The sequence below is a fragment of the Nocardia sp. CA-119907 genome (assembly GCF_050955995.1).
Taxonomy (GTDB): domain Bacteria; phylum Actinomycetota; class Actinomycetes; order Mycobacteriales; family Mycobacteriaceae; genus Nocardia.
In genome coordinates this window covers 9,280,711-9,295,842 of the sequence record NZ_CP192091.1, presented here as the reverse complement: position 1 = coordinate 9,295,842, position 15,132 = coordinate 9,280,711, and the positions used below count along the sequence as shown (strand labels likewise).

Sequence of the window (15,132 nt, the reverse complement as noted above, 5' to 3'; positions counted from 1 at the left end):
TAGCTGCCCCGGCAGATATCCGTACGAAAGAGGTTCGATGGGGACACCCGCAGTGCACGCTCAACCGCCCGCAGTACCGCTGCTGACGGTACTGGGTGAAACCATTGCCGCGGCGCGCGCCGCGGGTCGCGATGATCTGGTCGACCGCCTGGAAATGGCGGCCGACCGGGTCCGTGATCCGCGGCGCCGCATCGTGATCACCGGACAGCTCGGTCAGGGCAAGAGCTGTTTCGTCAATGCGCTGTTGAACCTCGAGATCTGCCCGGTCGGCGACGATGCGACCACCGATGTCCCGACCTTGCTCGCGCACGGTCCGGAACCGCGCGCCGAACTCGTGCTGGCCGGTCCGAGCGGTGCCGAGGAGGCGCGAGTTCCGTTGCCGATGAACGAGATCGGCTCGGTGCACGCACGCGCACCGCAGGCGCACGGCCGTCGCGTGCTGCGCCTCGAGATCCAGCTCCCGAACCCGCTGCTCGCCGACGGCATCGTCCTGGTCGACACCCCCGGCGTCGGCGGACACGCGAGTTCTTATGCGGCAGGCGTTCTCGGCATGGTCGCCACCGCCGACGCGGTGCTGGTGCTCTCCGACGCCTCCACCGAACTCACCGAACCGGAACTCGCCTTCGTCCGGCAGGTCCGCGAACTGTGCCCGACCACCGCACTGCTGCTCACCAAGATCGACCTGTATCCGCATTGGCGCCAGGTGCATCAGGCCGATCTGGACCATCTGGACCGAGCCCGCGTCGATGTCCCGATCATCCCGGTCTCCGCGGTGCTGCGCAGGCACGCGATGCTGCTGCAGGACCAGCAGTTGGGCGTCGAATCCGGCTTCGGCGTGCTGTATCAGTTCCTGCGCGATCAGGTGGTGGCCCGCGATCAGGCCGCGACCCGGCTCGCGGTGGCCCACGATATCCAGTCCGCCGCAGAGCATTTGGCGCTCGCGCTGGGCAGTGAACTGGTCGCGCTGCGCGATCCGCGCCAGGGCGCGATGGCGGTGCGCGAGCTGCAGTTGGCCAAGACCACCGCCGAGGATCTGCACCGGCGCACCTCGGCCTGGCAGCTGACCCTGTCCGACGGCATAACCGATCTGGCCGGCGATATCGATCACGATCTGCGCGAACGCCTGCGCGAGATCGCCAGAACCGGTGAGGAGTGGATCGATAAGCACGATCCGGGCCGACATTGGGACCGGATCGCCGAATGGCTCACCGGCGATATCGACGCCGCGCTCGGCGACAATCTGCTCTGGACCCACACCCGGGCGATCGAACTGGCCGAGCGGGTCGCCGAGCACTTCACCGAACTCGGCGCGGTCGACCTGCCCGATGTCAGCTCTGGACTGCACAGCGCGGACAGCCGCACCGGCACCGGCACCCTTGCCGATCTGGAGCCCGATATCAGCTTCGGCAGCAAGATCCTGGTCGGCATGCGCGGCTCCTACGGTGGTGTGCTGATGGTCGGGCTCGCCACCACCTTCGCCGGGCTCGCGATGCTCAATCCGATCTCCATCGGCGCCGGTGTGCTGGTGGGCGGCAAGGCATTCCGCGATGACAAGCAGGCCAGACTGGCCCGGCGGCGCAACGAGGCCAAGGTCGCCATCCGGCGTTTCGTCGATGATGTCGCCTTCCAAGCGTCGAAAGAGTCCAAGGACCGCATGCACCGCATCCATCGGTCGCTGCGCGATCACTACACCGGCATCGCCGAACGCGCCCTGCGTTCGATCGACGATTCGCTGCGGGCCGCGCAGGAGGCGGCGAATATGGAGACGGCTCGGCGCACCGAGCGTTGCGCGGTGCTCGACCGGCAGCTGCACATGGTCGCCGAGCTGCGGCGCTATGCGGATGCCATGTAACCGGCCATCGCCGCGCCCGGTGCAGGGGCCGCCGGTACGGTAGCTCCGTGAGAAGAGACGTGACCCGGCATGATGCCCGGCAGGCGCCCGGCATCGTCGCCGAGGCGCATCAGCTGGTCGCCGCGGCCAGGCAGGCATTTCCGCGCGAGCCGCGCCCGCGCGCACTGCTGGCCGACTGTGCCCGTCGCCTGGATCAACCGCTGCGGGTGGCGCTGGCCGGTTCGTTGAAGGCGGGTAAGTCGACCCTGCTCAACTCCCTGGTCGGACAGGACATCGCCCCGACCGATGCGACCGAGTGCACGCGTGTGGTCACCTGGTACCGCAATGGCTCGACCCCGAGCGTCACGGCCTACGCACCGGATGGGGCGACGGCGAATGTGGTGGTGCGCCGCGGCAGCGGCACCCACGGACTGACCTTCGATCTGGAACGACTGAACTGGAATGCGCCCGGCCCGCGTCCGGTCGACCATCTCGAGGTCGAGTGGCCCGCCGCCGCGCTGGCGAATACCACCATCATCGACACCCCGGGCACGTCATCGCTGTCGCGGGAGGTGTCCATGCGCACCGCCCGACTGCTCACACCGGGCGATGCGGACGACGACCGGGCAGGGGCGAGTGTTTCGGTCCCCGGCGCGGACGCCGTCGTGTATCTGCTGCGTCGGCTGGACGACGCCGACATTCGGTTCCTCGAACAGGTCGGTGCCGGAGCCGCCGGGGCACAGGGTATTTCGGGACCGCTCGGGGTGATCGGGGTGGTCTCGCGCGCCGATGAGATCGGGGCGGGGCGAATCGACGCACTGCATTCCGCCCGCGACGTCGCCGTGCGTTTCGCGGGGGAGCTGGAGCGAACCGGACTGTGCCAGGCCGTCATTCCCGTTGCCGGTCTGCTCGCCTTTGCCGCGGCGACCCTGCGTCAGCAGGAATTCACCGCGTTCGAGACATTGGCCCGGGTTCCGGTGGACGAGCTGAGCGCCGCGCTGCTTTCGGCGGATCGCTTCGCGCGTCCCGATATCGCGCTCCCGGTCCCGCCGGAACTACGCGCCCAGCTCGCCGAGCGCTTCGGCCTGTTCGGAATTCGCATGGCGGTGACGTTGATTCGGCTCGGTGTGCGCGATTCCGCCACGCTGGCAGCGGAATTGACCAGTCGCAGCGGGGTGGACGAGCTGCGCTCGGTGCTCGATGTGCAGTTCGGCCAGCGCACCGACCAACTCAAGGCGCATTCGGCGCTGACCGCCCTGGCGCGCGTGCTCACCGTGTACCCGGGCACTCAGGCCGACCAACTGCTGCCGCGGGTCCGCACCCTGCTCGCCGATGTCCACGGCTTCGCTGAACTCCGCCTGCTCGGCCGCCTGCGCACCGACGAATTGGCGCTGCCCGCAGCGGATCTCGCCGAACTGCACCGCCTGATCGGCGGCTCCGGCGTGGCCACCCACCTGCGACTGGGCCTGCCCTTCGGCACCGACCCCGCCCTCCAGCGTGCCCAGGCGCTGGCCGCGGTTCGCAAATGGCGCGCCCGCGCCCGGCACCCGCTGGCCGACCAGTTCACCACCACGGCCTGCCTGACCGCCGCGCGCAGTGCCGAGGGGACGCTCAGCCTGCTGCCGGAATGATCCGGTGTGCGCGATCCGGTGCCCAGGGGATCGCCGCCCGCGCCGGGGCGATATGCGACGAACCCGCGCGACCGGTCGCCGGATCATGCGGATCGAAGCCGGCCGCACGCCGCCGCAGGATGCGGAATTCGTCACCGCGGCCGGGCAATCGGAGGGCGGGCGTCGCATCGTGTTTCGTCCGCACACCCGCCGTACGCCGTGGGCAGTCGTGATCAAGGGTGCGCACCGGATGCGCGACCTAGCTGGTGATCCGGCGCAGCGCGTCGGCGAGTTCCCTGCCCGACGGTGCGTGGTCCGGATCGATCAGCACCTGTGCGGCCAGGCCGGTCAGTAGCGCCTGGTAGAAGGAGCCGATGGCGTAGCCGCCCTCGGTATCGGATTCATCGATGCCCTCGAAGAGGCGGGCGAGGCCGTGGCGGGCCTCATCGAGGCCGCTCGCCAGTTGTTCGCGGGTCGTCTCGTCCAGTCCGGATTGGGCGAGGATGTCGAAGGTGGCCGACCAGAGGCCGCGGTGGGCGGCAATGGAGTCGAGCACCGCGGTCCAGTTCGCTTCGAAGCGTTGCAGGGCAGTGGCATTCGGCTCGGCCACGGTGCTCAAACTGCGTTCGAGTTCGTCGCCCCACTCCCGATTCGCCTCCGCCAGTGCGGCATTCATCAATGCCTCTTTGGAGCCGAAGTGGTACCCGATGGCGGCCATGCTGACCCCACCCGCGGCATTCGAGATATCGCGCACGGTGGTGCGCGTATAGCCCTTGTCGAACAGACACCGGCGTGCGCCTGCCAGCAGATCCTCACGATTTCCCATGTTCAGCATGGTAGCGCAAGTGCCTTAGGCATTTGTCTTGCGCAATCGCCTAAGACAAATGTACAGTTGCCGGCATGAGCAGCACGCAGAGCCTGAAGAACCGCACCGTCCTCATCTCCGGGGCGAGCATCGCCGGACCGGCACTCGCCTTTTGGTTGCACCGCTACGGATTCACCCCGACGATCGTCGAGCGCGCACCGCAATTGCGTGCGGGAGGTCAGGCCATCGACGTACTCGGCACCGCGACCGAGGTCGTGCGGCGGATGGGTCTGCTGGAGCGGGTGCACGAGATGAGCACCGGCAAGCGCGGCACCTCCTACGTCGACGCGGCGGGCACGGTGAAGGCGAATATCAGCAGCGAGGTCTTCAATGGCGTCGGGGCCAACGGCGACACCGAGATTCAGCGCGGCGACCTGTCCCAGGTGCTCTACGAGGCGACCAGGGACAACGTCGAATATCTCTTCGGCGACTCGATAGCCGAACTCGCCCAGGATGATTCGGGTGTGCACGTGACGTTCGTCAATGCCGAACCTCGCACCTTCGACCTGGTCATCGGCGCCGACGGCGTGCATTCCAACACTCGCAGGCTGGTCTTCGGTCCCGAATCGGACTTCATCCGGCATATGGGCTACTACATCTCGATCTACACGACTCCGAACCTGCTCGAACTCGACCGCTGGGAGCTGGACTACAACACCCCGGGCACCATCGCGGGCAGCTACAGCGCGCGCAACAACACCGAAGCCAAAGCGGTCTTCGCATTCGACTCCGAACAGCTCGACTACGACTACCGCGATGTCGCGCAGCAGAAGAAGATCCTGGCCGACCGGTTCGCGGGCCAGGGCTGGGAGGTGCCGAGGCTGCTCGCGCATCTCGACGCCGCCGAGGATTTCTATTTCGACGCCATGGCGCAGATCCATATGGACGACTGGTCGAAGGGGCGCGTGGCACTGGTCGGGGATGCGGGTTACTGTGCGTCACCGCTGTCCGGTCAGGGTGCGGACCTGTCGCTGGTCGGCGCATACATTCTGGCCGGTGAACTCGCCGCGGCGGGCGGCGACCACACCGTCGCCTTCGCCCGCTATCGCGCGGAGATGCGACCCATGGTCGAGGCCTGCCAGACCTTCGCCGAGGGGGTCGGCAAATGGTATGCGCCGCCGAGCAATTCGATGATCCGCATGCGCAATCTGAATGTCCGGCTGCTGCCGTACCTGCCGTGGCGCGGTCTCATCGGCGGAGCCCCGCAGAAGGTCGCCCGCACGGTCGCCGCCAAGGAATACGCGGGCATCTGAGTGATGCACCTCACAGCGAAGAACGGGGGCAGTCCGGTCACAGCCGAGGCGAATCCGGTGTCGAAACGGGGTGAAGCAGTTCATCGGAAAGGAACGAACTCACCATGACCACCACCGTCACCCTGAACCCGCAGATCCTCGGCCAGGCCGAGAACGCCCATCGGGCGATGCTCGAGCAGATCCTGCGCGGCACCACAATGACGTACCACCAGTGGGTCGGACTCACCCTCGCCGCGGTCGCGGGCGGCGAAATCCCGATCGACCAGCTCGTATCCCGGCTGACCGGTGCGCTGAAGACCGATGCAGCCACCGCGCGGAACGCGCTGGCCGAATTGGCCGCCGCCGAATTGATCGAGCAGAGCGGCACCATCCGGGTCACCGACCTCGGAAAATCCCGCTTCGGCAGCGTCCGAGCCGATATTGATGGTGCGATGGCGCGGGCCTACGCCGATATCTCCGCCGACGATCTGGCGACCGCCGGGCGCGTGCTCGCTCGGGTGACCACTCAGCTCAACGCGGTATTGGAAACTGCGTGACAACTGGCCTGTGTCGATCTGCCACCCGCGGGTACGCCTGAGTTACCGAGGCAGGGAGAACACAATGACGCAGCGGGATGTGGTGAACGCACTGATGGATCGGGCGGGGACGGGCTATGCGGCCGAGGCCGGAATCGCCTTGGCCGATAAACCCGCCCCGCTGTTCCAACTGCTCATGCTCGCCGAATTGCTCAGCACCAGGATCTCCGCCGATATCGCGGTCGCGGCGGCCAAGGAACTGGTGGGCACCGGGTACCGCACCCCGCAGCGGGTCGCCGATGCCGACTGGCAGGAACTGGTCGATGTGCTCGGCCGCGCCCACTACAAGCGCTATGACGAAAGTACGGCGTCGCGCTTGGGTGCCAATGCGTCTCGCATCCTGGACCGCTACGACGGCGATCTGCGCAAGCTGGCCGATGAAGCCGAACATGATCCGGCCCGGGCCGCCCAACTGCTGCAGCAGTTCCAGGGCATCGGCCCCACCGGCAGCGATATCTTCCTGCGTGAGGTGCAGGACGTGTGGAGCTGGGTCCGGCCGCATTTCGACGAACGCGCACTGCGCGGCGCCGAACGCGTCCAACTACCCACCGATCCGGACCGCCTGGCCGATCTGGCCCCGGCAAACCACACGGCCGAGCTCGCCGCGGCGTTGGTCCGCGTCACCCTGGACAACGAAATCGCCGAACAGGTCCTCGCCGCGACCTGAGGCTCAGGTGATCCGCACCTGCACCCGCATCCCGGCCGCGGAGACCATATTGACCAGTGCGTCCAGGCTGAACAGCTGCGACTTACCGCAGTGCAGATCGGAGATCCGGGCGGCGCTCACTCCGAGCTGCTCGGCGGCGGCTTCCCGGCTCCAGCCGCGGGTGGCGATCCAGTCGGTCAGTTCGAATATCAGCTGCGACCGCAGCCGCAGGTTCTCGTAATCGCGCGGGGTGTCATCGATCGCATCCCACACGATGTCGAAGATCTTCTCGGCCATGCTGTGCCCACCTTCTCGAGCTGTTCGAGCAGTGACGGTGTACAAGTGGAGAGACCGTGCCCATCGTCGCAGCCGGTGATGCCGCACGCAGGGAACTCCGCCGAACACGCCGTAATTCCGGACCGAGCGCAGGAAGGTCGTGAGGTGATGCCGGACCGTGACGAGCAACAATTCGCCCAGGTGAGGCTGGCCGCAGGAGCGCTGTTCGTGCGCGCTGAGGACGTACTGCTCGTATATTCGGCCGAAAGGTGCCACTGGGAGATTCCGGGCGGGATTGTCGCGCCCGGCGAATCACCCGCTGCGGCCTGTCGTCGTGAGGTCCGGGAAGAACTGGGCCTCGACCGTCCGCCCCAGCGGCTGCTGGTGCACGACTGGGCACCGAATGTCGATGACGACAAGATCATCTACATCTTCGACTGCGGTGAGCTCGGCGACGCGTCGGCGGTCGAGTTGTCGGGTGAACTGGAACGTTGGCAGTGGGCGCGCGTCGACACCATCGACACCTTCGCCCGCCCCAGCCTGGCCCGCCGCATCTGGCAGGCCTTTCGCGCTCGCATGGAGGGCCACGCCGTCTATCTCGAACACGGCCAACCCACGCTCGTCCATCCGGGCACCGAGGTGGCGGCTCCCTCGTGGCTGGACCGGCAGGCCGACCGCGACCGCCATCTCGGCTGACCCGTCCGGTCAGGGTGTGGTGGCGCTACTGGCCGGATCGATGAGGATTTTCGCGTGCTCCTCCGGATTCGCCAGGGCGGTGAATGCATTATCGATGCCGTCCAGCCCGACGGTGCCGGTGATCAGCGGAGCCGGGTCGACTTTGCCGTCGGCGAGCATATGCAGCGTGTCACGGAATTCACCCGGGTCGTAGCCGAGGACGAAGCGGACTTCGATCTCCTTATTGATGGCCATCGCGGGTTGGAAGCGGTCGGTCTCCATACAGACGCCGACGACGACCACGCGCGACAGCGGCGGCGCGGCCGTGATGATCTGGTCGATAATGCCCGGCACGCCGACACATTCGAAGATGACCGGACCCGCCGGGGCGGCATTGAGCGTGTGCGCCAAGCGGAAGACGTACCACCACGGCAGATTCGGGATGCGGCGCAGCCGTTCCATGGTGTCGAAACCGAGGCTGAGGATATCGGTGACACCGTTGATCCGGCCGCGTTTCGGCGCTGCGTCCCATGGGGATTCGGCCGCGGGATCGACCACGATATCGGCGCCGCAGCCGAGGGCGAGTGCCCGGCGGCGCGGGGAGAAGTCACTGGCGACGACGGTGCGCACACCAGCCGCCTTCAACATGCTGATGACCGCCAATCCGATGGGGCCGCAGCCGATGACGAACGCGGTCTGCCCCTTGCCGACTCGTCCCTTGCGCACCGCGTGCCAGGCGACGGCCATCGGCTCGGTGAGGGCGGCGTGCTCGGCCGAAAGTCCATTGGGGATCGGCATCGTCATGGACTCCTGGACCACCACCTGCTCGGCGTAGGCGCCGGGCGCCGCCGTGGAGAGGCCGGTCAGCTGCGGTGCGCCGTCGTGGCGCACGATCGGCAGCGCCACCACGGGTGTGCCCGGCCGCCACCGCTTGCGACAGCCCGGTCCGTAATCGACTATCTCGCCGCTGAATTCGTGCCCGAGCACCACACTCTGATCCGAACGCATGAACTGGTCGTATCCGGTGCGCCCGGCCAGCTCCGCCATCTCGTCGGCATGGGTGCGGGCATGTAGATCGGAACCACAGATCCCGCAGTGCGACACATTGATCAGCACCTGCCCGCGGCCGGGCACCGGTGTCGGAAGTTCCTCCACCGCGAACTTGGTATTGGTGACGACGGCGGCCCTCATAAGCGAACTCCTCGGATCGGCTGCAGCCTCCCCTTGCCGCCACTCTACTGCCGCACTCGTCGGACACAACCGAAATCGCGTGACTGGATCAGACAGTCGCGTATTCGAGGGCTCGCGGGCTCGAATCCGAACCCGCCTACGTCGATCGATGCCCTGGCGGACTCAGGTGATCCATGGGTGGCAACTCGGAGCCGGATGTGGAAGGGGCAGCTGATACGAGCATATGACGGCGGTTCCCGCGTGAATGCGGGAACCGCCTTCTGCGTATCACTGACGCTCGAGCGTCGGGATCACCACATCGTTCAGGTATTCCTCGATGCCGCGTCTGCCGCGGCGGGCTTCGTGCACGGTGACTTGCTGTGCCGCCGCCTTTTGCTTCAGTGCCGCACGCGAATCCGATTCCACGCCACCGCCGATGATCAGATCGGTGATCCCGCCGGTATCGAGCACGCGCAGTGCTTCGACGTCGGCGATGGTGCCCACGGCGGCAAAACCATTGGCCTGCAACACTTCGGTGGCGGTGTCGACGACGTTCTGTGAGCGGCCGATCGCTAGTACTTTCATCGGATGGCCGTTGCGCGCAGACCCCAGGCTTCAGCCGTTGGGAGGAGGCTGGCCGGATTCGCGTCCGACAATGCCGGTGCCGAAAACGACGCTGATGCAGATGGTTTCATCGGCTACAACCTAACTTGTTACTGTGTGAGGCATGGGGGAGACGGTGGTGAAGCGGGCGTACAAGTACCGCTTCTATCCGACCGAGCAGCAGGAGCGGGAGCTTGTGCGCACGTTCGGATGTGTCCGCTTGGTCTATAACAAGGCGTTGGAAGCCAGGACTGCCGCGTGGTACAGCGAGCAACGCCGCGTCAACTACAACGAAACCTCCGCGATGCTCACTGCGTGGAAGAAAACTGATGACCTGAAGTTCTTGGGTGAGGTGTCGTCGGTGCCGTTGCAGCAGGCGCTGCGGCACCTGCAGCGCGCGTTCGCCAGCTTCTTCGACAAGCGAGTGCGCTATCCGCGTCTCAAGTCGAGGAAGAACTCTCGCTCGTCGGCGGAGTACACGCGGTCGGCATTCACATATCGTGACGGGCAACTCACCCTCGCGAAGATGGCCGATCCACTGAATATCGTGTGGTCTCGGCCGTTGCCGGAAGGTGCGGAACCGTCCACGGTCACCGTGTCTCGTGACAGCGCGGGCCGCTGGTTCGTGTCCGTGCTCACCGAGACCGCGGTAATGCATCACCCGCGCACCGATAGCGTCGTCGGTGTCGATGTCGGGATCACCTCGCTGCTGGCGTTGTCGACAGGTGAGAAGATCACCAATCCCGAACATCAGCGGCGAGAGCACGCGCGGTTGGTAAAAGCTCAACGCGCCCTTGCCCGCAAGACCAAGGGATCGTTGAATCGGGAGAAGGCTCGCCGGAAGGTGGCACGTATCCACGCCCGTGTCACCGACCGCCGCAGAGACCACCTGCACAAACTCAGTACTCAGCTCGTTCGTGAGAACCAAACGATCGTGATCGAGGACCTGAACGTGGCCGGGATGCTGCGCAATCACAGTCTGGCCCGCGCCATCTCCGATGCCTCGTCGGAGTTGCGTTCCATGCTGGAATACAAAGCCGCTTGGTACGGGCGTGAGGTGATCGCTGTGGACAGATGGTTCCCGTCGAGCAAAATCTGCTCGGTGTGTGGGTCGCTGAACGATGCTATGGCGTTGCATGTGCGGGAATGGGTGTGCCGGTGCGGGGTGACCCACGACCGCGACATCAATGCCGCGAGAAATATTTTGGCCGCCGGGCTGGCGGTTGCTGCCTGTGGAGGCGGTGTAAGACCAACCCGACAGTCGTCGGCGCGGCAGTCGCCCGTGAACCAGGAAACCCGACCTGTGAAGGTCGGAAGCCCCCGCCTTTAGGTGTGGGGAGGAAGTCAACTCAGACTCCTGTCGGTACCAGTTCCAAAGGATCATCGATTTCGTGGTGCTCGAGCCGCGCATCCTTGGGCAGCCCGAGAAAGCCGAGACACATGAGGGCCAGGAGGCCGATCCCGTACCACAGCGTGTAGCGGAAAGTGTTGGCGAAATTGATCGCATTGGCCCGTTCGCCCGCATCGGTGAGTACCTGTGCCACGGCGTAACTGCCCGGATCGGAGCTCTGACAGCTGGCCGGGACTGCCGTCGGATCGACCTGGGCGGATCGATCACGCACGCACGCAAGGAAATTCGCGACGATCTGATCCTGCGCCGGTTCCGGCACGCCGATCGTGGTCAGCTCACTGCGCACCTGCGGTGCGACCACCTCGACGCCGCGCGCCGAATCATGGTCCAGCTGACCGAAGAACACCACGCCGACCAGTGCGACACCGAGTGCGGTGCCGAGCTGCTGCCCGGTATTGACGGTATTGAGCAGTCCGGACGCCGCCCCCGCCTCGCGCGCTGGCACCTGACCGAGCAGTAGGTCGATGGTCGGTGCGACCACCATCCCGAATCCGGCGCCGGTGATGATCAGCGGAATCACCATCTGCCACGAGGCGATCGACGGACCGTAGTGTGCGGCCATCCACCCGTAGAGCCCGAATCCGGCGGCATTGACCACACCACCGGCGACCAGCACTGTGCGGCCGAAGCGCGGCGCGAGCACACTCACCGAGACCCCGGCCCCGATGCCGGCGCCGACCGCGAAGAAGACGGCGGTAAGTCCGGCCCGCATTGCCGACCAGCCGAGACCCGCCTGCATGAACAGCGTCCACACCAGGAAGAACCCGCCGAGACCGATCCAGAACAGCAACCAGCTCGCGAGGCCGACCGTGAACGGCCGGGACCGGAACAGCTCCAGGTCGATCAGCGGGGATCCAACGGTCCGCGCGCGCCGCCGCTCGAAGGCGACGAATACACCGAAGACCGCCGCCGCGGCCGCCATCATCACGAAAGTCCATGTGGGCCAGCCCAATCGGCGACCTTCGGTGAGCGGATAGGCCAGCAGCAGGACCGCGGAGATCGCCAGCGCCATGCCGACCAGATCGAGGCGCAGCGCGGCCGTGGAACGCGAATCCCGCATGACGATGCTCGCCGCGATCAATGCCGCGATCCCGACGGGCACATTGACCAGGAAGATCGGCCGCCAGGCCAGATCGAACAGATCCCATTGCACCAGCAGTCCGCCCAGTGACAGACCGACCGCGGAGGCCGAACCGCCGACGCCGCTGTAGATGGCGATCGCCTTGGCGCGCTCGTCCTTCGGAAAGGTGGCCCGGATGATCGCGAGGATCTGCGGCACCATCAGCGCGGCCATCGCGCCCTGGATGAATCGGGAGGTGATCAGCATGGTCGGATCCGTGCTGAAGCCGCACGCGGCCGAGGCCACCGTGAAACCGGTCATGCCGATCAGGAAGATGCGTTTGCGGCCGTAGATGTCACCGAGTCGGCCGCCGGTGATCAGCGCCGCGGCGAAGGCCAGGACATAGGCCGCGATGATCCATTCGACCTGCGAGTACTGCGCGTCCAGATCGGTCTGAATGCTCGGCACCGCGACATTGACGATGGTGACGTCGAGCAGGTCCATGAATCCCGCGGCCAGCACGACCGCGAAGGCGATCCAGCGGCGCGGGTCGAGATGTGGTGGGGCGGCTGCGTGCGGGGCGATGTCGGTATCCACGGGAGCTCTCTTCGGTCGGTGGGATGTGGCGACTCTTCAAACTATGCACCTGAAGTGATTATCAATCAAGTGTGCAATCATTAAAAGTGCGTTGATTGCGGTATGCTGGGTTGGTGACCGAAGACGATCCGACCTTCGTGCCGCTGTCCGAGCATCCGGCCTTCCTGTTCGGACAGCTGGGCTTTCATGTCGGCTACCGGTTCACTGATCTGCTCGCGCCGCTCGGTATCAGCCCGCGCCACTACGGCACGCTGCGGATATTGCTCGCGAACGACGGCCAATCGCAGCAACAGCTGTGCGAGGCACAGCGGATCCATCGCAATGTGATGGTCGGACTCGTCGATGAACTGGAGAAGCGTGGACTCGTCGAGCGCCGCAAACATCCGACCGACCGGCGGGCGCACGCGGTGTATCTGCTGCCCGCCGCACACGAGCTGCTCGCGCAGGCCGAGGGGATCGTCGCCGGATTGGATGCGGATGTGACGGCGTCGCTCGATCCCGAGGAGCGTGCGACGCTGGTGAAACTCCTACAGCGCACCGCGATGGGGAATGGCCTGATCCCGGATGTTCATCCCGGCCTGTCCAGACCGGATAGTTGCTGAGCTACGGCGTCAGATAAGTACACCGGGATTGAGGATTCCGGCCGGATCCAGCGCGGATTTGGCCGCCCGCAACGCATTCGCGAACGGGTCGGGCCGCTGGCGGTCGTACCACGGTCGGTGGTCCCGGCCCACCGCGTGATGGTGGGTAATGGTCCCGCCCGCGGCCGAGAGTGCCTCGGAGACGGCGGCTTTGATGTCGTCCCACTGCGCGAGCGTGCTGCCCCAGCGCCCTGCGGCATAGATGCCGAAATATGGTGCCGGTCCGTCCGGATACACATGGGTGAAGCGGCAGGTCACCACGCCGGTGGCGCCGACCGACCGGATGGCCGCGTTGGCGGCCTCGGTCACCGCTGCCTTCAGATTGTCGAATTTATCCCAGGTACAGGCGGTTTCGAAGGTTTCGGTGATCATCGATCGGGCCGCGAGGGCATCGCGCTGGTAGGGCATCCGCAGGAATGACGATCGCCAGGTATCGGCCGCGCCCGAACCCGGTTGGCGCGCGGTCGATTCGGTGTAGCGCGCGGGTTCGGGCAGGGTGCCGCCGTGCTCGGCGACCAACTCCAGCGCGCGTTCCATCCAGATGCGCGTCGGGTGATCGGCGGATTCGAATCCGAGTACCAGTACGCCGCCGCTGGTGGCGGCACCGGCATTGAGGAACGCCTCGGCCGGATCGAGCAGTCGGCAATTGCTCGGGTGCAGACCTGACTGTGCGATGGCCCTGGTGGCGGCCACCGCCTTCGCGTAATCGTCGAAGTGCGCGGAAGCCGTTGCGCGCCAACGCGGACGGTTCTGCAGGCGCATCCACGCCTCGGTGATGATGCCGAGTATCCCCTCGGATCCGAGGAACATCCGGTCCGGCGACGGCCCCGCCCCGGATCCGGGCAGCCGCCTCGATTCGCTGATGCCCGTCGGTGTCACCACCCGCATCGACTCGACCAGGTCATCGATATGGGTGTACAGCGTCGCGAAATGCCCACCGGCCCTGGTGGCCAGCCAGCCGCCGAGGGTCGAGAATTCGAACGACTGCGGAAAGTGCCGCAGCGTCAGATCCGCGCCGCGCAGCTGATCCTCCAATGCCGGACCGAAGACTCCGGCTTGTATTCGCGCGGCCCGGCTGGTCCGATCGATCTCCGATACGCGATCCAGCGCACCGAGGTCCAGGCTGATCGCCCCCTCGAATTCGCCTGCCGTCCAGCTGGAATCGCGGTGTGCCCCGGCCGAATCGGTCGACGACCGATAGGACAATCGCGGCTCTACCCCGCCGACCACCGACGTCCCGCCGCCGAACGGGATCACCGCGACATTCGCCCCGGCCGCCCAGTCGAGAACGTCGACGATATCGTCTTCGCCGCGCGGGCGAACGACCAGATCCGGCGCATCGCGCACGGCGCCGAGCAGATTGCGCACCACATCGCGAAATGCCTGACCGTGCGCGTGCGCCGCCCGATCGGCCGGGTCCGTCGACACCAGTGCGGCGAGCGAATCCGGTGCGGTCACCCGCGGTTCGGGCAGTCCGAGTGATTCGACCGATGGCGGCTCGTGTGGAGTCAGATCCGCCCCGGGCAGCACCGCCGCGACCCGCGCTGTCAGCGCGTCCAACTCCGCACCGACGACCGCGTCCTCGACATTGCCCCAACCCCACCACGACCGTGTCTTCATCGCCACGACCACTCCTCCCGACGGTCCGATCGGCCGCACCGCCGCCCGCCATCCTCGTGGAGCACCGACCGCCGGGCAAGCACACGCGATCTTGATCAGGGTTGGTCACAACTGGTGCACGTTCCTGTTCCGCGCCGATCCGGCTGGTGAGAATGGCGGATAGTGCCCCGCCGCGTGGTCCGGGAATAGATCGCGCAGGGCCTCGGTTGAGCTGTTCGACAATGTTGAGTGGGTCCGGCTCAAGTTTGAGTTGACTCCCGGCGGTGATCGGGTGCAGGATTGAGCCGACCACGCTCAGC

The 15,132-nt window shown here is 66.3% G+C and carries 15 protein-coding genes; 8 read left to right on the top strand and 7 right to left on the bottom strand.

What is annotated here, in order from left to right; all coding sequences use genetic code 11:
* Window positions 1–37: 37 nt before the first annotated feature.
* Both ACQP2D_RS41740 and ACQP2D_RS41735 read left to right on the top strand, forming a co-directional pair.
* The gene (locus ACQP2D_RS41740; RefSeq protein ID WP_433681386.1) at window positions 38–1,852 is read left to right on the top strand and encodes a dynamin family protein; all 1,815 of its coding nucleotides are present in this window, start codon (window positions 38–40) and stop codon (window positions 1,850–1,852) included.
* A 47-nt stretch (window positions 1,853–1,899) separates the two neighbouring features.
* The gene (locus ACQP2D_RS41735; RefSeq protein ID WP_433681385.1) at window positions 1,900–3,462 is read left to right on the top strand and encodes a dynamin family protein; all 1,563 of its coding nucleotides are present in this window, start codon (window positions 1,900–1,902) and stop codon (window positions 3,460–3,462) included.
* Here ACQP2D_RS41735 and ACQP2D_RS41730 read toward each other — a convergent pair.
* Window positions 3,443–3,688, bottom strand: coding sequence for a hypothetical protein (locus ACQP2D_RS41730; RefSeq protein ID WP_433681384.1), 246 nt, complete (start codon window positions 3,686–3,688; stop codon window positions 3,443–3,445). The genes ACQP2D_RS41735 and ACQP2D_RS41730 overlap by 20 nt on opposite strands.
* Window positions 3,689–3,700: 12 nt before the next feature.
* A complete protein-coding gene (locus ACQP2D_RS41725) occupies window positions 3,701–4,267 on the bottom strand; it encodes a TetR/AcrR family transcriptional regulator (RefSeq protein ID WP_433681383.1) in 567 nt (188 codons plus the stop codon).
* A gap of 74 nt (window positions 4,268–4,341) precedes the next feature.
* Here ACQP2D_RS41725 and ACQP2D_RS41720 point away from each other — a divergent pair, with 74 nt between their 5' ends.
* The 3 genes from ACQP2D_RS41720 (at window position 4,342) to ACQP2D_RS41710 (ending at window position 6,801) form a co-directional block, all read left to right on the top strand.
* A complete protein-coding gene (locus ACQP2D_RS41720) occupies window positions 4,342–5,559 on the top strand; it encodes an FAD-dependent monooxygenase (protein WP_433681382.1) in 1,218 nt (405 codons plus the stop codon).
* Between the two features lie 104 nt (window positions 5,560–5,663).
* On the top strand, window positions 5,664–6,095 hold the full coding sequence (locus tag ACQP2D_RS41715; RefSeq protein ID WP_433681381.1) for a hypothetical protein: 432 nt from the start codon (window positions 5,664–5,666) through the stop codon (window positions 6,093–6,095).
* A gap of 64 nt (window positions 6,096–6,159) precedes the next feature.
* Window positions 6,160–6,801 (top strand): endonuclease, encoded by a 642-nt coding sequence (locus tag ACQP2D_RS41710; protein ID WP_433681380.1) that lies wholly within the window; start codon window positions 6,160–6,162, stop codon window positions 6,799–6,801.
* Between the two features lie 3 nt (window positions 6,802–6,804).
* Here the strand turns inward: ACQP2D_RS41710 and ACQP2D_RS41705 are convergent, their stop codons facing one another.
* Window positions 6,805–7,077 carry a helix-turn-helix domain-containing protein gene (locus ACQP2D_RS41705; RefSeq protein WP_433681379.1) on the bottom strand — a complete coding sequence of 91 codons (273 nt, stop codon included), beginning with the start codon at window positions 7,075–7,077 and terminating at the stop codon, window positions 6,805–6,807.
* A gap of 78 nt (window positions 7,078–7,155) precedes the next feature.
* On the opposite strand from ACQP2D_RS41705, the gene ACQP2D_RS41700 reads away from it, so the two are divergent.
* A complete protein-coding gene (locus ACQP2D_RS41700; protein ID WP_433685929.1) occupies window positions 7,156–7,752 on the top strand; it encodes an NUDIX domain-containing protein in 597 nt (198 codons plus the stop codon).
* 9 nt (window positions 7,753–7,761) lie between these two features.
* Here ACQP2D_RS41700 and ACQP2D_RS41695 read toward each other — a convergent pair whose 3' ends face one another.
* Together ACQP2D_RS41695 and ACQP2D_RS41690 are read right to left on the bottom strand one after the other, a co-directional pair.
* Complete coding sequence (locus ACQP2D_RS41695; protein ID WP_433681378.1) at window positions 7,762–8,922, bottom strand: zinc-binding dehydrogenase; 1,161 nt, start codon at window positions 8,920–8,922, stop codon at window positions 7,762–7,764.
* 267 nt (window positions 8,923–9,189) lie between these two features.
* On the bottom strand, window positions 9,190–9,486 hold the full coding sequence (locus ACQP2D_RS41690; protein WP_433681377.1) for a hypothetical protein: 297 nt from the start codon (window positions 9,484–9,486) through the stop codon (window positions 9,190–9,192).
* A 142-nt stretch (window positions 9,487–9,628) separates the two neighbouring features.
* Here ACQP2D_RS41690 and ACQP2D_RS41685 point away from each other — a divergent pair, with 142 nt between their 5' ends.
* A complete protein-coding gene (locus tag ACQP2D_RS41685; protein ID WP_433681376.1) occupies window positions 9,629–10,834 on the top strand; it encodes an RNA-guided endonuclease InsQ/TnpB family protein in 1,206 nt (401 codons plus the stop codon).
* Window positions 10,835–10,853: 19 nt separating this feature from the next.
* On the opposite strand, the gene ACQP2D_RS41680 is transcribed toward ACQP2D_RS41685, so the two are convergent.
* Window positions 10,854–12,572: an MFS transporter gene (locus tag ACQP2D_RS41680; RefSeq protein WP_433681375.1), complete on the bottom strand. Its 1,719-nt coding sequence runs from the start codon at window positions 12,570–12,572 to the stop codon at window positions 10,854–10,856.
* Window positions 12,573–12,685: 113 nt separating this feature from the next.
* On the opposite strand from ACQP2D_RS41680, the gene ACQP2D_RS41675 reads away from it, so the two are divergent.
* A complete protein-coding gene (locus tag ACQP2D_RS41675) occupies window positions 12,686–13,174 on the top strand; it encodes a MarR family winged helix-turn-helix transcriptional regulator (RefSeq protein WP_433681374.1) in 489 nt (162 codons plus the stop codon).
* Window positions 13,175–13,183: 9 nt separating this feature from the next.
* Here ACQP2D_RS41675 and ACQP2D_RS41670 read toward each other — a convergent pair whose 3' ends face one another.
* A complete protein-coding gene (locus ACQP2D_RS41670; RefSeq protein WP_433685928.1) occupies window positions 13,184–14,833 on the bottom strand; it encodes an FAD-binding oxidoreductase in 1,650 nt (549 codons plus the stop codon).
* Between the last annotated feature and the right edge of the window lie 299 nt (window positions 14,834–15,132).

Excerpts from the sequence above, each read along its gene's own strand:
- ACQP2D_RS41705 (WP_433681379.1), bottom strand. The coding sequence starts at position 7,077 with ATGGCCGAGAAGATCTTCGACATCGTGTGGGATGCGATCGATGACACC.
- ACQP2D_RS41670 (WP_433685928.1), bottom strand. The coding sequence starts at position 14,833 with ATGAAGACACGGTCGTGGTGGGGTTGGGGCAATGTCGAGGACGCGGTC.
- ACQP2D_RS41695 (WP_433681378.1), bottom strand. The coding sequence starts at position 8,922 with ATGAGGGCCGCCGTCGTCACCAATACCAAGTTCGCGGTGGAGGAACTT.
- ACQP2D_RS41685 (WP_433681376.1), top strand. The coding sequence starts at position 9,629 with ATGGGGGAGACGGTGGTGAAGCGGGCGTACAAGTACCGCTTCTATCCG.
- ACQP2D_RS41740 (WP_433681386.1), top strand. The coding sequence starts at position 38 with ATGGGGACACCCGCAGTGCACGCTCAACCGCCCGCAGTACCGCTGCTG.
- ACQP2D_RS41720 (WP_433681382.1), top strand. The coding sequence starts at position 4,342 with ATGAGCAGCACGCAGAGCCTGAAGAACCGCACCGTCCTCATCTCCGGG.
- ACQP2D_RS41690 (WP_433681377.1), bottom strand. The coding sequence starts at position 9,486 with ATGAAAGTACTAGCGATCGGCCGCTCACAGAACGTCGTCGACACCGCC.
- ACQP2D_RS41715 (WP_433681381.1), top strand. The coding sequence starts at position 5,664 with ATGACCACCACCGTCACCCTGAACCCGCAGATCCTCGGCCAGGCCGAG.
- ACQP2D_RS41710 (WP_433681380.1), top strand. The coding sequence starts at position 6,160 with ATGACGCAGCGGGATGTGGTGAACGCACTGATGGATCGGGCGGGGACG.
- ACQP2D_RS41700 (WP_433685929.1), top strand. The coding sequence starts at position 7,156 with ATGCCGCACGCAGGGAACTCCGCCGAACACGCCGTAATTCCGGACCGA.
- ACQP2D_RS41725 (WP_433681383.1), bottom strand. The coding sequence starts at position 4,267 with ATGGGAAATCGTGAGGATCTGCTGGCAGGCGCACGCCGGTGTCTGTTC.